We start from the raw sequence: 16546 nt of genomic DNA on the forward strand, positions 1-16546 counted from the left end.
ATTTTCAGTTGACATATTTTGCCAGCGCAGTAAAGAGAAGAAGCGATTATCCTTGCTAAACCGTTTAGCAGCGACAACGATCTAGGCTGTCAGGGGTGGATTGGGGAACAAACATCTGAGGCAGGATATTATAGGAAGAGAAGTAATGGAGAACATCAAATCCTTATGCAGTAAATGCAGGAATACGACAAATCATGCTGTGCTGGCGCAGCATAGACTGATTAGAGATTCTAGCGATGGCGAGATTCAGTGGCGTGGAACCTACCAAATCATCCAGTGTCTTGGCTGCGATGACATTGTTTTCCGATGTGCCTCGATGTTCACAGAGGATCATGATCCCAGCACTGGTCAACCCATAGAATCTGTCCAGCTCTATCCTGATCCTGCGGTTGGTCGGCAACCGATGAACGGGCATGAAGCCTTTCCCTTGAAGATCGCCCGCATTTATATGGAGACCCTTAATGCGGTAAACAATCAGACCCCGATACTTGCCGCCATAGGACTAAGGATTCTTATTGAATCGATCTGTCTTGAGCAAAAGACAAAGGCGGACAAGCTAACGGAGGGCATTGATGAGCTGGTAGAAATGGGGCTGCTCTCTAAGAAACAGGCTGAGTTCCTGCATATACACCGCTTTATGGGCAACCAGGCAGCATCAGAGGTCGTGGCTCCCAAACCGCAATCTCTGATCGCGGCCTTGGATATTGCCGAGAATCTGCTGAAAACGGTGTACATCCTGCCGGATATGACTCAGATGCTGAAACGATCCTGAGTACCAAGAGGCCAGGCAGCAGCCAAGCTCCTGACCTCTTCTGCTGACCTCTTAGGCACTTTTAGGGGAATATGAGCTACGGTTGCAGCTTGGCGCGAATTGCCGCCAATACCTCGCGGGCTGCTTTCAGATCAGGGTGTTCCATCTGCTCCATTAGCTCCACAGCCCTACTGATGTATGGCTCGGCCTTGGCCAGCTCTCCTTGTTTTGCGTAAAGCAGACCTATCTTTCCGCTAGCATCTGCCTCACCAGCTTTGTCGCCAATCTCCTTAGCTATTGCCAGAGCTTGTTCATACTGTTTCAGTGCGGCGGTGCAATCTCCTTTGTCCTCATAAATCATGCCCATATTGTTCAGGGTTCTACCCTCGTTTCGTCGGTCGCCGATTTGGTGTTTGATCGCCATGCTCTGTTCTAAATGCTCTAAGGCAGCATCGTGCTTATCTTGGGCATAATAAACCGCGCTGATGTTGTTCAGATACGTGCTTTCTCCCTGCTTATCCTTGATCTCTCGGCTGACAGCCAAAGCCTGCTCATAGTATTTCAGGGCAGCAGCATGATCACCCTGCACATCGTAAATCGCGCCGATATTGCTCAGAGTTCGGCCTTTGCCTTCCTTGTGGTTTATCTCTCTCCACAGTACCAAGCTTTGTTCCAGATACGTTAATGCCTTCGGATAATCGCCCTTGGCATGATAGATTTGGCTGATATTGTTCAGTGCTATACCTATCCCTTCGTTGTCGCCAATTTCTTGGCATATTGGTAAACTCTGCTCCAAATAGTCCAAGGCCTTGCTGTACTCACCCTGCGCATCGTAAATCTGACTGATGTTATTCAGTGACCTGGCTTCTTCCTTTCGGGCACCAATTTCACGCTCAATAGATAAACCCTGCTCAAATAAACGCAGAGCCTCCGCATAGTGGGCGATACGATAAAGGTTTTCTCCTGCCGAACCAAGATAGTCTACTCGTTCCCGCTTATGTCCTTCAGGTAAGGCCGCAGCAGCCTCTTGGTAATATTCGGCAGCCTTCTCATAATGATATTGCATTTCTTGCAACTTGGCTTGTTCCACACAGCTTTGCGCTTCAGAAAGCTGCCGCTTTTCCAGTGCGGCCTGCTGTTCAGCCAGGCTTGCTTTCAGCGTGGCAACAGCGGCCCGGTCGCGCTCCTTCGCCTGATTGAGCAGCTCATCCGCCCTGTCATATTCGCCGTTCTCAATCGCTTGCTTGGCCTGATCTTTCAGTGCTTGCACCTGCGGATCATCGGACGTGACGGCCTCAAAGCGCAGCAGCAATTCCTTATAGCGGAAGGCTATTTCCCGCAGCTTGCTGGCCAGCTCCCATGACGGCACCTTTTCTTGTTCCAGTATTTTGAAGAAGCTCGTAAGGGCGGAGTCGGTAACGCCAAGGTCACGCACATACTGCGCAAACAGCTCCGGCGGAATGCCGTAGTTATTGACCTGCTTGCCAATGGCATTCTGGCCCTGCGCAATGTTCTGTTCACCGCCACCGCTGTGGAACTGATCGCCCATGCTCTGCCCTCCTTGCGGATAAGTCGCTGCTGCCGTCGCTTTCAAACTGGGTTACTAAACCCAGCTGCAATTCATCGAGCGTAGAATTCCAAAAAGGATGAGTAACCTTTTTCGATTTCATCGCCCGATGAATTCCTCCTGGGTTACTAAACCTTTTTCATCAGCCTTACACGGCAAGCCTGAAGCCAATACTGCTGCCGTTGTACTCTGCATAATAGCGGTCGCGGCTGGCTGAACGGACATATCCAGCTGTGCAAACCCAGGAACCGCCTTTGACCACGCGCAGGTTGCGGCTGCCCTGCGCTTGCGGATCAATGACGCTCGTGTTTCCCAGATCATCCTGCCAACTATCCTGGCACCATTCCCAAACATTACCGTGCATCTCGTATAATCCCCAGGCATTAGCAGGCAGGCTTTTTACCTCTATCGTCTGTCTGCGACAAAGCCCTCCCTCTTCCTCCGCAGCGTTGTAATTGACCTGCTCAGTCGTGATTTCCTCGCCAAACGAGAAAGGCGTTACGCTTCCGGCCCGACAGGCGTATTCCCATTCCGCTTCTGTGGGTAGGCGCGCACTTAGACCGGGAATGAGCGCGTTCAAGCGTCGGAGAAACTGCTGCGCATTCAGCCAACTTACCCGCTCAACTGGCTGCTGGAGTCCAGCAAAGCCGCTAGGATTGTTCTTCATGACTGCCTGCCAGAGTTCTTGGGAGACGACTGTCTCGGCCAGCCAAAAGCCCTTACTCAGGATCACCTCATGCTGGGTTTCTTTACCTGGCAGAACATAGCCTGCCGATTCTTCCGCTGGCGCACCCATGAAGAAGCTGCCTGGCCTTATCCAACGGAAGAGCTGACGGATGCCGTTGAGACTGAGGGTCAACCAAAGACCGTAGGCATCCTCGCCCCAGCTTGAGGCCCAGGAAGGAGGGAACGAAACAGGCGCGACAGAACGACGGAGCATGGTTATTTTCTGCCAAAGAGCCAGCGGAGAAAGGAAGGAGATGGCGTAGGCTCTGGCACAAGAGCAGGGGCAGCTGCCTTGTCTTGGTCTGGCACTAGCTCGTTATCGCGGGCAATGCGGAAACCAATCCGGTCATTGCGGAACTCCGCAGCAAAACGGCCCCGCACTGCCGAACGTACTCCCTTGCCGCTGAGAAACCAGGAACCACCGCGCACCACACGGAATTCGCTGCTCTCTAAGCCTTGGGGATCAAGAGCCGCATCATAGCCCAAATCCTCCTGCCACCAGTCCTGGCACCATTCCCAGAGATTACCGTGCATCTCGTAAAGCCCCCAAGGGTTAGCAGGCAAGCTACCAACCGCAACCGTCTGCCTGCGGCATTGGCCTTTCTGTTTGCTCTGATAAGGATAGTTGCCGTTGTAATTCACCTGTTCCGGCGTGATCTGTTTGCCAAAGGCAAAAGGCGTGGTAGTTCCTGCCCGACAGGCGTATTCCCATTCAGCTTCGGTGGGGAGACGGGCAGCCAAACCTGGAACCATGGCATTAAGCCGCTCAAGAAAGACCTGCGTATCGTGCCAGCTCACGTTTTCAACGGGCAGTGCTCGGCCCTGAAAGCGAGAGGGATTGCTGTGCATGACAAACTGCCACAGCTCTTGGCTTACGGTGGTGTCAGCCAACCAGAAGCCCTTGGTCAATCGTACTTCATGCTGGGTCTCTTTACCCCAGGCTTCCCGCTCTGGCTCATCCAGCGGTGAACCCATCAGGAAACGACCTGGTTCTAGCCAGCGGAACCGTTGCATCACTCTGCCATAAAAGCCTATGTAGGCAGAGAGGCCAAAGCGATCCGTACTGACCGGGCCGTGGCTACTACTCCAACAGCCTACACCGCCAGTCACCGGCACCTGCCAGCAAAGGCGGTATCCTTTGCCCAGCCAAGGGATCTCGACAAAGAGATCTCGGCTATTGCGACCGATTAGGGATGCCCAGAGCGGTCGAGTGCAGGTTGTAAGGTGGAGCCGTTCTGTTCGGGTTTGCAGCCAGAACTGTTCCAGATCCAGACTGCTTAAGGTACAGAGCGGCAGGCGAGTCTGGACGGGTGCGGTTTCGGTTCGTCCTTGTCGATGGAGGAGGATAATGTCGCTGGTCAGGTCCAAGCCAGCGATCCGGCTGCCCTTGAGCAGGCAGATGCCGCGTTCTGGGCTGTTGACGAGAAAGATGTCCTCACCTTCTTGAATCAGCAGCCATTCAGCAGGCGGCAGTGGCTCTTGAACAACTGTCAGTACCACTTCAGGTCGGTATTCAGGCGGAATCACCATGCCTTGCCGGAGGCTATCTCGATGCACAATGCCATACAGCAAGGCTGCACTGTGGTGTTGTCTGCGGAACTGCTCTGGCAGTAGCTCTAAAATCTGGTGAGCATAGTCGAGGAGTTCAGCGTCCTTGCGGCGGTCAAACCAGGTACGGACAAGACGAAGTATGAAGTGTTCCAGCCAATCAGCCTGACTGCGGTCAGTAAGTTGGCCAGCTCGAAGTAATTCCAAGGCGAGAGCAGCAGGAGGATGGCTGGTTTGCCGATCAGATTCACTACCCATCGCCGCAAAGCGTCGAGGCAAAGGCCGCTGGCGGACAGCTACCGCAAGTAATTGGGGGATTGACGGCTGTTTGTTCAGGCGAGGCGAGGCAGGACAATCAGCCCAATGCAGGTCTTTGGCTTGTAATGGATGGACATGCCTTAGTTCTGCTGGTAGAGGAGAGATATCCTGCGGTCGCAGGCGTGGCCGACCAAGTCGGGTCTGAAGCGGCTCCCGGCTGTGCAGATGCCAGAAACGTTCCAGCGGACAAGGCCGAGGAGATTCAGCAGGCTCGGTCTCATACACCGCCTCCTCTATTGGTACTGCTGCTGGAGCTTGCTCTTGAAAACCGGTTAGGCGGGCAACTGTAATCAACGGAGCATCCGGGCAGGTGGCCAGCAGACGAAGCAGATCAGCCCGGCTGACTGTCCCCAGTCTGTTCATTCCTGCGGATACTTGATCAAGGCGTAGGAACTGATCCGCTCCAGCAAGGCCAGCTGCTGCTCATTGCTGCCTGGCTCAGTCATCACCTGCAAGGCGCGGAGCATATCCAAATATTCTGCCTGGCCTGGCTTGATCAGGCCTGCTTGCTTGGCTTCACGCCGGTCACGCACCAATAACTCAGCGGCCTTTTCCCGGATCCTAACGGCAAAGATGTTCTCAAAATGCACTTCACCGCGTTCAGCCAGCCATTTGACCAAAGCGCGCTCCTGGTTGAACGGTTCGGTGCGGTTTATCTGTCTGCTCCACCAAGTTCGTAGCCGTTGCTCGTCGTCAAGGCGGAGATTGAGTACTAAGCAACGGCGGATAAAAGCAGGCGGCAGCTCGCGTTCCTCGTTGGTGGTGATGATGACCAGCGGTCTGGGGTTGCTTGGCTGGGCCATGATCGTCTGGTTGAGCAACGGCACCTGGAAACCGCCGTTCCCCAGCACTTCCAGCAGGGCATTGGGCAGAGAAGGCTCAGCCTTATCGATTTCGTCCAGCAAGAGAACCGTACCGCGCCCGGTTGTTTCCTCTGACCTATTCAGGGTGAAGCAGGGGGGGTGGTAAAATGGGCAACGGCACCGCTCATGTTGGCGCAAAGCAGAGACCCAATCCAAAGCCCACCAGAGCGGGCCGGGACTGATGTAGTTGCTTGGCTGGAGTTCCTCGCTGGTTTTGCCTGGTAAACCGTTTTGCTGGGCAATACTCAGGCCAATCGCCTTGAACAAATGCTGCCGCTTCTGCTGAAGAACCTTTTTCTTGCGGTAACGGGCATTTTTCTTGCGGCTCGCCGCATCGGTCTGGAGTACCGGCGGCGAAGCAGACTGTTGCTCGTCCTCTAGGAGTAAGTTCGCCTCCTCTTCCTCAAGCTCTTGCTGATACGCCCGCGCTGCTGCCTCTGCTGCCAAAGTTTGGGCATCGTACAAGCGCGCCACGGGATCGTAATGCCAGAGCAAATCCTGGCCGTCGGTGGTGGCAGTGATGACCTCAGCGATAAACGTCCGGTTCAGCTCTTGGGCAGCCGCCCGGGCAAGCTGACTTTTGCCGCTGCCTGGCTCGCCTCGTACCAACAAAGGCCTGCCTGCGGCCAAAGCCATCTCCACGGCTAAGGCAGACTCCTCATCAAAGACGTGGAAACTCTCCTCCCATGCCTGGTACCGCTCCAGTTTAAGCCGCTGCTCAACCCGGATTTTCCGCAGATTCTGCTGACTGCTGTTCATATCTAGTCGTGATTAAAAATCTTCCTAAGGGCAGGGCTGCGCTGTCTGTGCAGCTGCCTGAAAAAAGATTGTAGCACGCCGCCGCAGGTTTATCAAAGGAAAGGGCAGGGAAAACGCCTGCGCTGGGAGGAAGAGTGGCAGAGGAAGGAAAACTGCGCAGCCGGTAATGAAGAGAGCAATTCGCTGGCAAAGGAGTTGTACTCGCCAGGAAAGGAGTCTGGCCAAGTAGCAAAGCAGTTTGGCTAGGCAACAGAGGAGTTTTGCCGACTTACAAAGGAGTTTTAGTCTGCCAAACTCGTTTGTGGCCGACTAGCAAAGGAGTTTGGCCAAGCCGAACTCCTCTTCTGCCGAGCCAGACTCCTTTTCAGGTAGGTATAACTCCTCTGTTGCCAAGCCAAACTCCTTTGCCAGCGAGTAAGAAAGGAATCGCAAGAGGTTTAACTCTCCTCGTGTCAGGGGGCTTACGCAAGAGGTCTAATAAACTTCCCTGTGGGTGCCGATGTCGAGCAGCACGATAAGTTCACCTTCATTGTCAGGTTTCGGCTCAAGCGAAAAAACAATCCGGCAATCATAACCGCAGCTACACGCACGGAGTCCTTCGAGAATGCCGCTCAACTTATGTGTGCCCAATGATGCGGAAAACACATCTTCCTGCATCTGCATCAAGGTGTCTTCGATGTGTTTTCGCAACCTTGCGTCGCGACGGACAAACTTGCGGAAAGCTCGCTTGAATTTTTCGGTTAAAATCAGCTGTCGCTGCATTGTGTCAATCTACTGACAATGCCCGAAGTTCGGCGATAACGCTCTCTGCTGACTGGGCTGCAAATTGTCCGCAGCGGAAGTCTGCCAGGGATTTTTTGGCATCATGGGCAATTTCCTTGCGGCGCGCATCAAGAAGCCACCCCCGAATCAGATCCGCCAGCATTTCCTGCTGCTGAACTGGAAATCGCTTGGCTGTTTCTACCACCTGCTCAAAAGTCATACTCATTGAGCCTGTTCTCCTTTGCGCATTTTTTGCCTATCCAGTCATAATCCAGCGGATACCCCGGAGACTCTTTTTGCCCCCTGCCTGAGTTACCGCTTCTTCTTTGCCTTATTCAACAAGTCCGCGAAAGTGCCCATTGACTTGGGCGTAGCGTCTTTGGGCGGCGGAGTCCAGTTTTTGTCCTCCTCAACTTTGGGCACGTAGTCCTCTGGTACGAGAGAAATGCGCTGCTGGCTCTTGTCCAGGCTGTCCACCTTTACCGTCACTGCCTGGCCTTCAGCCAGTACCTCGCGGGGATGGTTGATGCGGCGGCCTGAGCCGAGTTTGGAGATGTGCAACAGGCCGTCAACGCCTGGCTCCAAGGTGACAAACGCCCCGAAAGCGGTCAGGCGCGAGACCGTACCGTTGTGAACACTGTCGGGCGCGTACTTTTCCTCGACCCGATCCCAAGGATTTTCCAGCGTATCGCGCAGACTGAGGGAGATGCGCTCCTTGTCCCAGTCGATCTTTTTGACGATCACGACCACCTGCTGGCCAATGCTGAGAACATCCTCGACTTTCGCTGTTTGACCCCAAGCCAGCTCGGAGATTGGAATCAGGCCGTCTGCGCCGCCAAGATCAACAAAGGCCCCGAACTCCCGGATGGAGCTAACTGTGCCTTCCACCTGGTCGCCCTCGTGCAGGTTCTCGCGAAGCTGCTGTCTGCGCTGCTCGCGTTCCTCTTCCAGCAAGGCGCGGGCGGAGAGAATGATATTGCGGCCTTTTTTGCCAAACTCGATGATCTTGAAGACCATCTCCTGATTCAGATAGGCCTCTGCTGACTCGGTGCGGTGCAGGCCCATCTGCGAGTAGGGGCAGAAGGCACGCTGTCCGGCAACCGTCACCTGAAAGCCGCCTTTGATTTCGCCGACCACCTTGCCCTTGACCGGAATGCCTGACGCGAAGGCCTGCTCCAGCTCTGCGCTGCCTACCCGGCCAGAGCCGATGCGGGTGGTGAAAACCAGCTCGCCGCCGCGTTGGGCCAGAAAAAAGACGGTGACTTTATCGCCAACACTGACAGTCAGCTCGCCATTCTCATTGCGGCATTCAGCGGCACTGAGAAGACCTTCGCTTTTGCCGCCGAGATCAAGGAATATGTTCTCGCCGCTGATGTCGGCAATGATTGCCTCTATCTTGTCGCCAGGCCGGAGCTGCTGGCCAGTGACGGTTTTTTCCTGGAACAGGTCTGCAAATAATTCTTGGGTCATGGTTATGGAAATTTCTTGTTGGTTATAACAGTAAATTATATCTCATAGAAAAACAGGAGAAGAAGCACCCTTAATAATTTCTTCAATGCAATGCGCCTTCCAGACTTTTCCAAGTTGTGCTTCGAGTTGATCCTTTGGAGTTATACGTCCAGAATACACCCCAACAAAAGTTGAATGAAATTTACTCCAACAACGCTGTCCATCTCCACACATAATAGTTCTTCTTCGGTAAGATATAACTGGAGAGCCAGACATGCCTTGTCGCGTAGCAGTGTCAATATAGAGTAATGGTAAATTCTCTTGATCAAGGGCAGGTTCACTTGCAAGGCTAGCAGCCTTCCATATTGGAAAATTATACGTTCCTGATATTCCAAACGGAAATCCTAAAACAAACAAGCTATCACCAACTTCGACTGGTGAATTTCCGTATGGATCTATCGCATTGATTGCTGAGGAAATATCAAAGGTGTTAAGATTACTTTTTGGAACAGGAAGGACAGCAACATCTATTAAACTTTTAAATATCGGATGTTCAAACCAAGTACAGCCATTCTCATCATCTAACAGGTTATATATATGAAGTTCTGGAATACTAAGATCGGTTAGATTATGTCCGTAGACTTTAATTTTATTTGGGACAGCTAACTGCGAATGAAGCGGTTTTTTTGTTTCTGGATGACGGCCAGAAAAATTGTGCCAGTTTGATACTAGATAAATTGTACCGTCACAACAGTAATAAAAGGCGGTTCCACATGCAAGAATCACCTCATTGAACATTATCTCAACAAAAAGCGAAGATACGCTAAAATGGTTTATCATCTTTACTTCATTCATATTTTTACTGCTTCACAATTTCCGTTCCCGGCGGCAAATTCAGCCGGACAAGCTCCTCAGTGACCTTGGAAGAACCGGCAGGCAGCTCGTTAAACTTGATGTTGTTGAACACCAGCTCGGTCAGCGTGTCGAAATGGTCTTCCATAACCAGCTTGCGGATCATGGACTTGTTGTCAAACCAGACATGCACCGTTTTAATCTGCCCGTGCGGCTTTTTGGGCACAAGTTGCACGATCTGAACATCCTGGCCAGCCGCACCAATGCCGGAAGCAAAGCGGCTCTCCGCAGGCTGGACGTTGAAATCATCGGTTAGATTGCGGCTGCCTGCAAAAAGCGAGGCGGTGATGTCAGATTCCAGCTCTGCTGCTGAGGAAACAAGCACCTGCTTGTCTTTTTCCGTATAGACAGAAAGCTGCTTGCCGTCATTAAGAATAATTTGCTTGTCCGGTTCAGTGTAATTCCAACGCATAATGCCCGGCTTGCCGTTGCCGGGCCGGTAAAACACGCTACTGCCTGTGCCGTGTCGGTCGCGTCTGCCGCTGCGGACGATTTGCCGGAAATCGAAGCTGAAGCTGGTTTGGCTGCGGTACAGCTGCTGAATTTTTTCGACCTGCTGGAGTAGCCCCGTCTCGGAGGCGGCTCTGACTCCGCGCAAATCGGCGGCCAGCAGAACAAGAAGCAGGAGGGGTAGGATAAAAAAATTGCGGAATGCCAGATTAGACATCTACTTTTTCCAAATGAATAGGTCGGCCAAAGATGCGATCAGCGAGCTGCTGTACCGGGCCGGTGGAGTCAGAAACAAAAAAGCGGCTCTGCCGCCCGCGCTCCGCCCTATTTAAAGCGATATCGGGATGTTTATCAAGAAATTCTTTCAGGTGCCGGGCTGCTTCTGCTGAAGAGTCAATCAGCCGCACTCGCCTGCCAATCCGAGTCTGAATCAACTTGCCGAGTAAGGGATAGTGCGTACAGCCAAGAATCAGGGTGTCAACTTGCTGCTGGCGCAGCGGTTGCAAATAACGGCGCAGGATCATTTTGGTCTCGCGCTGATCGAGCCAATCTTCCTCGACAAGAGGAACCAGCAGCGGGCAGGCTTGGCTGAAAATCTTGCAGCCAGGCTGCACTACTTCCAGCCGCTGCTCGTAAACCTGCGAACGCACGGTGGCTCTGGTGCCAATGATGCCGATTCTGCCGCTGATAGTCACTGCCGCCGCTTTTTCCACAGTGGCAGCGACCACGTCAATAATTGGCACCGAATACTGCTGCCGCAGGGTTTCGGCAGCGGTGGCCGCCGCTGAGTTGCAGGCGATCACCACTGCCGCCGCTCCCTGACTCAGCAGGAAGTCGGTGTTGCGGCGGCAGCAATCGGTGATGACTTCGGGGCTTTTAGAGCCGTAGGGGCTGCGGGCAATGTCGCCGAAATACAGTAGCGGCAAATCAGGACAGATATCCTCAATCGCCTTGGCTACAGTCATCCCGCCGACCCCGGAGTCAAAAATGCCAATCATAGACAAAAACAACGAGCAACGACTATTTGTTCTTTTTGCTCTTTCCTGCCCGTTCCGCGATAGACTTGCGCAGGTTAGGATGGATACCGCGCTCCTTGCTCGCTGCCGAACGCTCGTCAGACAGAGCCTTGGCGCAGAGAGACTGACGGCTAGTGAAACCGTACTTCTTACGGTACTCACGGGCAGTCATGTTGTGGGACTTCAGATGCTTGGTCAGCATCTTAAAGGCCTGGCCGCACTCTAAGCAGACGATTTCGTTCTTACGAATTGAGCGTTTGGGATCCACAGAGGGGACGGCCTCTTTCTCCTCAATACCTCCACCCACGGCCTCAGCTTCCTGTAATTCTTTCAGGGTCTGATAGGTGTGATGGAGGGCGGCTTTAATCTCGTCCGTATTCATGTTGGAGCCGCTGATCTGGGATTGGATGATTTCTGCGGTCATTTCAACTAAGGTCTTGCTCATGCTGCACTCCTTGTAAATGGATGGTTAAGAGCTGGCTGCGGATGAAAACAGAAGTACCGTATAGCCTGTCTTGCTCGCGGAAAAAGACAAAAAATAGTAGCAATCGACGACTGTCGTACTACTCATAACCACTGTTTTTTTTCTCAAAAAAGCAGTGGCGCAGATGTCTTAATCTAAGTTTTTGTTTTCCTGGCGTTGACAGGATGAAATCTGTAACAGCTACCATCTGGCCATGTGTGACCAGCCTGTTATCCGCTGCCGATGATATATCAGTCAGATGATGTTTAATGTATCTGATTTATTTTTTCATGGCAATAGTATTACGCAGAAAAGAAAAATATTTTGAATTTCTCCTACCAGATATAACATGGAAACGGAAAAGGATACGCATGGATTTCTGTAAAAAACAGGGGGATGAAGCTGCCATGTCAGCTCATGCAGGACATGATCGGGCAAATGGGCTAAACGCCCTCGTCCTGAAGTTCCGCTCTTTCGCTGTTGACAGCTCGCCGAAGCAGCATTACTGTGTCGGCCAACAAAGTAGAATACAGATTGCGGCAATGATACTAATCAGTTGATGCTAAATGACGAGGTGACAAATGCCTGTATACGAGTACAAGTGTTCAACCTGTGACAGGGTGTTTGAAATGCAGCAAAAAATCAGCGACCCGCCACTGACTGTCTGCTCTGAGTGCGGTGGTGCGATGAAAAAGCTAGTCTCCGCAAGTGCTTTTCATCTGAAAGGTGGGGGCTGGTATGCGGACGGTTACAGCTCTGGCGGCTGTAGCAACAAGACTAAGGCCGGGGAAAGCAAGACAGGTCAGGCCTGTACAGGGGGCGGCGAAGGAGGCGGTTGTGCAAGCTGTCCGGTAGTTTCCTGACAGCGTTATGTCCGCCGCCTGAAGGGTTATCGCAGGCGGCGGACAAGTTTTTTAATTGACAGGCTTTTGTCTCTGCTGGTACTCTGAAACTATAATTAATCATGCGGCAGGGGCAGCTCTGCCGAACGGCGGAATGTCCCAAGAAGGAGCGGAAAAATGGCGAGCGCAGCAGCGGACGGTTTTTTCACCAAAATAGTGACTTGGCTCCAGAGCACCAATGTTCCGACGCAGATCAAGGATGTTGATTTTGCCGGTCTCTTCACCAACCCGTGGTTCATGGTGCCTTTTGTCGCCTTGGTCGGTTACTTGATCTGGAAGCAGTCCTTCAACGAGCTGATCATCGTTGTAATTTTCATTGGTCTCTGGTGGGTGTCGGGAACCGAGTACATGCAGACCTTAGTCGTGGACGGCCATGTGCAAATCAAAAAGATTCTGCCGGTGCTGGCCGGTGCCTCGGCCATCCTTGGCTTCATTATTTATCTTTTTTTTGGTCGGTCATGACCAATTTACTTCTTTTATTAAACCGGGCCGACCAGCATGGATTACCGTAACGCTGTTTTTGTCGTCACCTCGGAGGATTCCTGCCCCATCTACAACACAGGCGAGGAACTCCAGGTGCAGGATGGAGCTGTCAGTGCTGATTTTGAGAAGCCGGTTTGTATGCTCTTAGTGCAGGAGCTGCACAAGGCTCTGATCAAAAAACCAGGTGAACAGCGTTTCACCCAGATGTCCATGCAGCGGGCCTCGTTCAAATGCCCGGGCTGTACTGGCTCAATGCGCTTTGAGTACAAAAAGGAGAAGGGCTTTTCTACGCTCCAGATGAATCTCCTGCGCATTGCGGACAAAAAGGCCCGCAAACGGCATGTTGAGGCTTTGTTTAAACATCTGCGCACGATGGAAGTTTTCGAGCTGCTAGAAGACCACGATCTGCTCGATCTGATTTCCATGCTCAAGCTGAAACAGTTCGACCCCAATAAAGTGATCATCGCCGAAGGCACTAGAGGTACACACCTGTACATCATCCTGTCTGGCAAAGTGGCGATTATCAAAGGCGAGAAAGAGGTGATTGCTGAGATCGGTCGGGGCGAAATCTTCGGCGAGATGAGCCTACTCTCTGGCGAGCCTGCCAGCAGTTCGGTCTATTCGCGCACGGTAGTTAAATTCGGGACCATCAATGGCAAGGATCTCAAGTTCATCCTGAATCGCTATCCAGTTCTCCAGATCTTCTTCTACCGCCTCTTGGTGAACCGGGCACAGATGAACATGGCCCGTTCCGGCAAAATTAGCTCTGGGATGAGCGGCGAACTGATCTATATCAGCCCAGTGGAGTTGTTCCAGCTGATCAACTCTGGCGGCAAGTCAGGCAAGGTGGATCTCATCTTTCCTGACGGCCATGCCGTCATCCTGTTCAACGAGGGCGAGATCGTTTACGCCTCCTTTGGCGAGCTGGAGGGGAAAGAGGCTTTGTTCTCAGTGATGGGCAAGAAAAAAGGCTCCTTTTCCTACAACACGCATCTTGCAGGCAAGTATCACAAACTCCAACCGCTGGGCGGCTTCATGGGCCTCCTGATGGAAGGCCTCCAGCATTTGGATGAGCAACAGGCTAGCGGAGGGACAGCCGCTGATCCGGCTTCAGCAGATCCAGAATTCGACATGGACGAAGACGAATAACCCTCTCTGATTTTCCGCAGTGCTCCAGGACTTGAGTAAATGGAATTCCGCAACGCTGTCTTTGTGGTGACTGAAGAATGCTCTTGTCCTCTGTATAATGTGGGAGAGGAGTTCGCTGTGCAGAATTCCGCCCTCACTGTGGAAAGGGACAAGCATATCTGCTTGCTCTTAGTCCGAGAGCTGCTTAAAGTCCTGGCTGACACCAGGCCGCTGGAGCAGCGAATCACCCGCCAAGGGGTACAGCGCGCCAAATTTGAATGCGGTGGCTGTACCGGGCTGATCCGCTTCGAGTACAAGAAGGAAAAAGCCTACTCCACCCTCCAGATGAATCTGCTCAAGGCAGCAGAACAGCGCGCGAAACAGCAGATCATTTCGCAGTTTTTTGGTATCCTCCGCGAAATGGACCTGTTTGAGCCATTGAGCGATTTTGACCTTCAGGACTTGGCTCTTCTGATGAAGATGAAGAGCTATCCGCCGAACAAAATTATCATTGAGGAAGGAGAGCGGGGTACTGCCTTTTATGTGGTGCTGTCTGGCAAGGTGGCCGTGGTACGGAAGGACAGCGAGATCATCGCCGAAATCGGGCCAGGTGGCATGTTCGGCGAGATGAGCTTGCTTTCCGGTGAGCTGACCTATCCTTCAGTCTATTCCCGCACTGCCTGCCAGCTTGCTACCCTGAACGCGAAGGATTTCAAACACGTTCTTTCCAAGTATCCTATCCTGCAGATTTTCTTCTATCGAGTCTTAGTCAGTCGCGCCCAGGAAAACACGCTGCGGGCGGGCCAAATCAGCTCTGGCATGAGCGGTGATCTGACTGAAATCAATCCAGTGGATTTGTTTCAGATGATCAACTCTGGTGGTAAGTCAGGCCGGGTCATCTTTACCTTGGATGGGGGTGAGGGCATAGCCTTGTTCAACGAAGGAGAGATAGTCGCCTGTAACTATCGCGGACTAGAAGGCAAAGATGCCTTCTTCGATCTTCTCGTGCAACAAAATGGCCGCTTTACCTATATCAAAGGACTGACCGTGGAGGAGAAGAAATTGCAGGTGCTCGGCGGTTTCATGGGTCTAGTCATGGAAGGATTGCAACGCATTGACGAGGAACAAGACATCGGCGAGGAGTAAGTCTTTTAAAGCCTGCGGAAGATCAAGCAGGCATTGGTGCCGCCAAAGCCGTAGCTGTTTGACATCACAGTTTGCAGGCTGGCTGACCTGGTTTCCCGGATAATATTCATCTGTTCGGCTTCTGGCTCCAAGTTGTCAAGGTTAGCCGTGGCAGTGATGAAGCCGTGTTTCAGCATCAGCAGACTATAGATCGTTTCATGCACCCCTGCTGCGCCTAACGAATGACCTGACAAGGATTTGGTCGAACTTATCGGTGGTCTCGCAGTGCCAAAGGCTTGTCGCACTGCCCGCAGCTCTATCATGTCACCAACAGGAGTTGAAGTGCCATGCGCATTGATATAATCAACCGGACAGTCAGCCATAGTTAAAGCCATTTGCATACAACGGGCCGCTCCTTCACCTGAAGGGAAAACCATGTCAAAACCATCGGCAGTAGCTCCATAACCAATGAGTTCCGCATAAATTTGTGCTCCCCGCTGGCGAGCATGTTCCAGCTCTTCCACCACAACCACGCCAGCACCGTTGGCCACGACAAAACCGTCCCTATTCTTGTCCCAGGGGCGGGAGGCCTGTTCGGGCCGGTCGTTAAAACCGGTGGACAGCGCGCCCATCGCGTCAAACATCGCTGTCTGCGTCCAATGTTCCTCGTCGCTGCCGCCGGCAAAGACGATATCCTGCTTGCCAAGGAGAATCTGCTCGAAGGCTGCGCCAATGCAATGCGCACCAGTGGCGCAGGCAGAGGAGAGAGAGTAGCAGGTACCGAGAATTTTGAATGGCGCGGTCAGTCCAGCTGAGACTGTACTGGCCATAGTTCGGGGTACCATGAAGGGACTCAGGCGGCGTAGCCCTTTACTGCGGATGATATCGGCAGTAATGACTACATTCTCCGCTGAAGTGCCGCCAGAACCGATGATCAGGCCAGTACGAGGCGAGGAAACCTCGTTCTCATGCAGCCCGCTATCAGTGATAGCCTGTTGCATGGCGATGTACGCATAGGCAGCGGCCTTGCCCATAAAACGAAGGCTCTTTTTGTCAATCAACTGCTCGCAGCGAATTTGAGTAAACGCACCAATTCGCGCGCGAAAGCCCATCTCCTCGTAGGGCGGCCAGTATCGGATCCCGGATTTGTCTTTTTGCAACGACTCTAGTACTTCTGCCAGGTTGTTACCTAGTGGCGAGACGATGCCCATGCCTGTGATGACCGCTCTACGCATTCCTTCTTGCTGTTTTCCGTGTTTTTTTGTAAGAATGAGGCGCGGGATCTGCCCGCACGCTAAGAAAAGCAGATTTTTTCAGAAAGAAC

Annotated in this window: 18 protein-coding genes; 5 read left to right on the forward strand and 13 right to left on the reverse strand. The window is 52.6% G+C overall.

Annotation, left to right across the window (positions count from 1 at the left end; all coding sequences use genetic code 11):
- The first annotated feature begins 145 nt into the window (after nucleotides 1-145).
- Complete coding sequence (locus tag ACNKIB_RS13145; protein ID WP_417911023.1) at nucleotides 146-772, forward strand: DUF4145 domain-containing protein; 627 nt, start codon at nucleotides 146-148, stop codon at nucleotides 770-772.
- 76 nt (nucleotides 773-848) lie between these two features.
- Here ACNKIB_RS13145 and ACNKIB_RS13150 read toward each other — a convergent pair whose 3' ends face one another.
- The 12 genes from ACNKIB_RS13150 to ACNKIB_RS13205 all read right to left on the reverse strand — a co-directional run bounded on the left by ACNKIB_RS13150 (nucleotide 849) and on the right by ACNKIB_RS13205 (nucleotide 11566).
- The gene (locus ACNKIB_RS13150; protein WP_417911024.1) at nucleotides 849-2300 is read right to left on the reverse strand and encodes a tetratricopeptide repeat protein; all 1452 of its coding nucleotides are present in this window, start codon (nucleotides 2298-2300) and stop codon (nucleotides 849-851) included.
- 166 nt (nucleotides 2301-2466) lie between these two features.
- Nucleotides 2467-3258: a formylglycine-generating enzyme family protein gene (locus ACNKIB_RS13155; RefSeq protein ID WP_417911025.1), complete on the reverse strand. Its 792-nt coding sequence runs from the start codon at nucleotides 3256-3258 to the stop codon at nucleotides 2467-2469.
- Between the two features lie 2 nt (nucleotides 3259-3260).
- Nucleotides 3261-5273: a formylglycine-generating enzyme family protein gene (locus tag ACNKIB_RS13160; RefSeq protein WP_417911026.1), complete on the reverse strand. Its 2013-nt coding sequence runs from the start codon at nucleotides 5271-5273 to the stop codon at nucleotides 3261-3263.
- On the reverse strand, nucleotides 5270-6532 hold the full coding sequence (locus ACNKIB_RS13165) for an AAA family ATPase (RefSeq protein ID WP_417911027.1): 1263 nt from the start codon (nucleotides 6530-6532) through the stop codon (nucleotides 5270-5272). The genes ACNKIB_RS13160 and ACNKIB_RS13165 overlap by 4 nt, the downstream gene beginning before the upstream one ends.
- A 309-nt stretch (nucleotides 6533-6841) precedes the next feature.
- A complete protein-coding gene (locus tag ACNKIB_RS13170; RefSeq protein WP_417911028.1) occupies nucleotides 6842-6964 on the reverse strand; it encodes a hypothetical protein in 123 nt (40 codons plus the stop codon).
- A 42-nt stretch (nucleotides 6965-7006) separates the two neighbouring features.
- Entirely contained in the window at nucleotides 7007-7294 is a 288-nt protein-coding gene (locus ACNKIB_RS13175; protein WP_417911029.1) for a type II toxin-antitoxin system YafQ family toxin, read from the reverse strand.
- A gap of 4 nt (nucleotides 7295-7298) precedes the next feature.
- Nucleotides 7299-7520 carry a hypothetical protein gene (locus ACNKIB_RS13180; RefSeq protein WP_417911030.1) on the reverse strand — a complete coding sequence of 74 codons (222 nt, stop codon included), beginning with the start codon at nucleotides 7518-7520 and terminating at the stop codon, nucleotides 7299-7301.
- Nucleotides 7521-7606: 86 nt separating this feature from the next.
- Nucleotides 7607-8764, reverse strand: coding sequence for a 30S ribosomal protein S1 (gene rpsA / locus ACNKIB_RS13185; protein ID WP_417911031.1), 1158 nt, complete (start codon nucleotides 8762-8764; stop codon nucleotides 7607-7609).
- 42 nt (nucleotides 8765-8806) lie between these two features.
- Nucleotides 8807-9598: a S1 family peptidase gene (locus ACNKIB_RS13190; protein WP_417911032.1), complete on the reverse strand. Its 792-nt coding sequence runs from the start codon at nucleotides 9596-9598 to the stop codon at nucleotides 8807-8809.
- 4 nt (nucleotides 9599-9602) lie between these two features.
- A complete protein-coding gene (locus ACNKIB_RS13195; RefSeq protein ID WP_417911033.1) occupies nucleotides 9603-10322 on the reverse strand; it encodes a LolA family protein in 720 nt (239 codons plus the stop codon).
- The gene (gene murI / locus ACNKIB_RS13200; RefSeq protein WP_417911034.1) at nucleotides 10315-11103 is read right to left on the reverse strand and encodes a glutamate racemase; all 789 of its coding nucleotides are present in this window, start codon (nucleotides 11101-11103) and stop codon (nucleotides 10315-10317) included. The genes ACNKIB_RS13195 and murI overlap by 8 nt, the downstream gene beginning before the upstream one ends.
- Before the next feature lie 22 nt (nucleotides 11104-11125).
- Nucleotides 11126-11566 carry a MucR family transcriptional regulator gene (locus tag ACNKIB_RS13205; protein ID WP_417911035.1) on the reverse strand — a complete coding sequence of 147 codons (441 nt, stop codon included), beginning with the start codon at nucleotides 11564-11566 and terminating at the stop codon, nucleotides 11126-11128.
- A gap of 599 nt (nucleotides 11567-12165) precedes the next feature.
- Here ACNKIB_RS13205 and ACNKIB_RS13210 point away from each other — a divergent pair.
- The 4 genes from ACNKIB_RS13210 to ACNKIB_RS13225 all read left to right on the forward strand — a co-directional run bounded on the left by ACNKIB_RS13210 (nucleotide 12166) and on the right by ACNKIB_RS13225 (nucleotide 15243).
- Nucleotides 12166-12447 (forward strand): FmdB family zinc ribbon protein, encoded by a 282-nt coding sequence (locus tag ACNKIB_RS13210; protein ID WP_417911036.1) that lies wholly within the window; start codon nucleotides 12166-12168, stop codon nucleotides 12445-12447.
- A 156-nt stretch (nucleotides 12448-12603) separates the two neighbouring features.
- Complete coding sequence (locus tag ACNKIB_RS13215) at nucleotides 12604-12948, forward strand: hypothetical protein (RefSeq protein WP_417911037.1); 345 nt, start codon at nucleotides 12604-12606, stop codon at nucleotides 12946-12948.
- 36 nt (nucleotides 12949-12984) lie between these two features.
- Nucleotides 12985-14118: a cyclic nucleotide-binding domain-containing protein gene (locus ACNKIB_RS13220; RefSeq protein WP_417911038.1), complete on the forward strand. Its 1134-nt coding sequence runs from the start codon at nucleotides 12985-12987 to the stop codon at nucleotides 14116-14118.
- Between the two features lie 39 nt (nucleotides 14119-14157).
- On the forward strand, nucleotides 14158-15243 hold the full coding sequence (locus ACNKIB_RS13225) for a cyclic nucleotide-binding domain-containing protein (protein WP_417911039.1): 1086 nt from the start codon (nucleotides 14158-14160) through the stop codon (nucleotides 15241-15243).
- A 5-nt stretch (nucleotides 15244-15248) separates the two neighbouring features.
- Here the strand turns inward: ACNKIB_RS13225 and fabB are convergent, their stop codons facing one another.
- Nucleotides 15249-16457, reverse strand: a complete 1209-nt coding sequence (fabB, locus tag ACNKIB_RS13230; protein WP_417911040.1) for a beta-ketoacyl-ACP synthase I — start codon at nucleotides 16455-16457, stop codon at nucleotides 15249-15251.
- Between the last annotated feature and the right edge of the window lie 89 nt (nucleotides 16458-16546).

Origin of the sequence: Candidatus Electronema sp. PJ (genome assembly GCF_048287395.1) — a bacterium.
GTDB lineage: Bacteria > Desulfobacterota > Desulfobulbia > Desulfobulbales > Desulfobulbaceae > Electronema.

Bases quoted from the DNA above. Each gene is read 5' to 3' on its own strand.
- murI (WP_417911034.1), bottom strand. From the start codon at position 11,103: ATGATTGGCATTTTTGACTCCGGGGTCGGCGGGATGACTGTAGCCAAG.
- ACNKIB_RS13205 (WP_417911035.1), bottom strand. From the start codon at position 11,566: ATGAGCAAGACCTTAGTTGAAATGACCGCAGAAATCATCCAATCCCAG.
- ACNKIB_RS13210 (WP_417911036.1), top strand. From the start codon at position 12,166: ATGCCTGTATACGAGTACAAGTGTTCAACCTGTGACAGGGTGTTTGAA.
- fabB (WP_417911040.1), bottom strand. From the start codon at position 16,457: ATGCGTAGAGCGGTCATCACAGGCATGGGCATCGTCTCGCCACTAGGT.
- ACNKIB_RS13175 (WP_417911029.1), bottom strand. From the start codon at position 7,294: ATGCAGCGACAGCTGATTTTAACCGAAAAATTCAAGCGAGCTTTCCGC.
- ACNKIB_RS13215 (WP_417911037.1), top strand. From the start codon at position 12,604: ATGGCGAGCGCAGCAGCGGACGGTTTTTTCACCAAAATAGTGACTTGG.
- rpsA (WP_417911031.1), bottom strand. From the start codon at position 8,764: ATGACCCAAGAATTATTTGCAGACCTGTTCCAGGAAAAAACCGTCACT.
- ACNKIB_RS13220 (WP_417911038.1), top strand. From the start codon at position 12,985: ATGGATTACCGTAACGCTGTTTTTGTCGTCACCTCGGAGGATTCCTGC.
- ACNKIB_RS13180 (WP_417911030.1), bottom strand. From the start codon at position 7,520: ATGAGTATGACTTTTGAGCAGGTGGTAGAAACAGCCAAGCGATTTCCA.
- ACNKIB_RS13195 (WP_417911033.1), bottom strand. From the start codon at position 10,322: ATGTCTAATCTGGCATTCCGCAATTTTTTTATCCTACCCCTCCTGCTT.
- ACNKIB_RS13160 (WP_417911026.1), bottom strand. From the start codon at position 5,273: ATGAACAGACTGGGGACAGTCAGCCGGGCTGATCTGCTTCGTCTGCTG.
- ACNKIB_RS13145 (WP_417911023.1), top strand. From the start codon at position 146: ATGGAGAACATCAAATCCTTATGCAGTAAATGCAGGAATACGACAAAT.
- ACNKIB_RS13150 (WP_417911024.1), bottom strand. From the start codon at position 2,300: ATGGGCGATCAGTTCCACAGCGGTGGCGGTGAACAGAACATTGCGCAG.
- ACNKIB_RS13155 (WP_417911025.1), bottom strand. From the start codon at position 3,258: ATGCTCCGTCGTTCTGTCGCGCCTGTTTCGTTCCCTCCTTCCTGGGCC.
- ACNKIB_RS13165 (WP_417911027.1), bottom strand. From the start codon at position 6,532: ATGAACAGCAGTCAGCAGAATCTGCGGAAAATCCGGGTTGAGCAGCGG.
- ACNKIB_RS13225 (WP_417911039.1), top strand. From the start codon at position 14,158: ATGGAATTCCGCAACGCTGTCTTTGTGGTGACTGAAGAATGCTCTTGT.
- ACNKIB_RS13190 (WP_417911032.1), bottom strand. From the start codon at position 9,598: ATGAATGAAGTAAAGATGATAAACCATTTTAGCGTATCTTCGCTTTTT.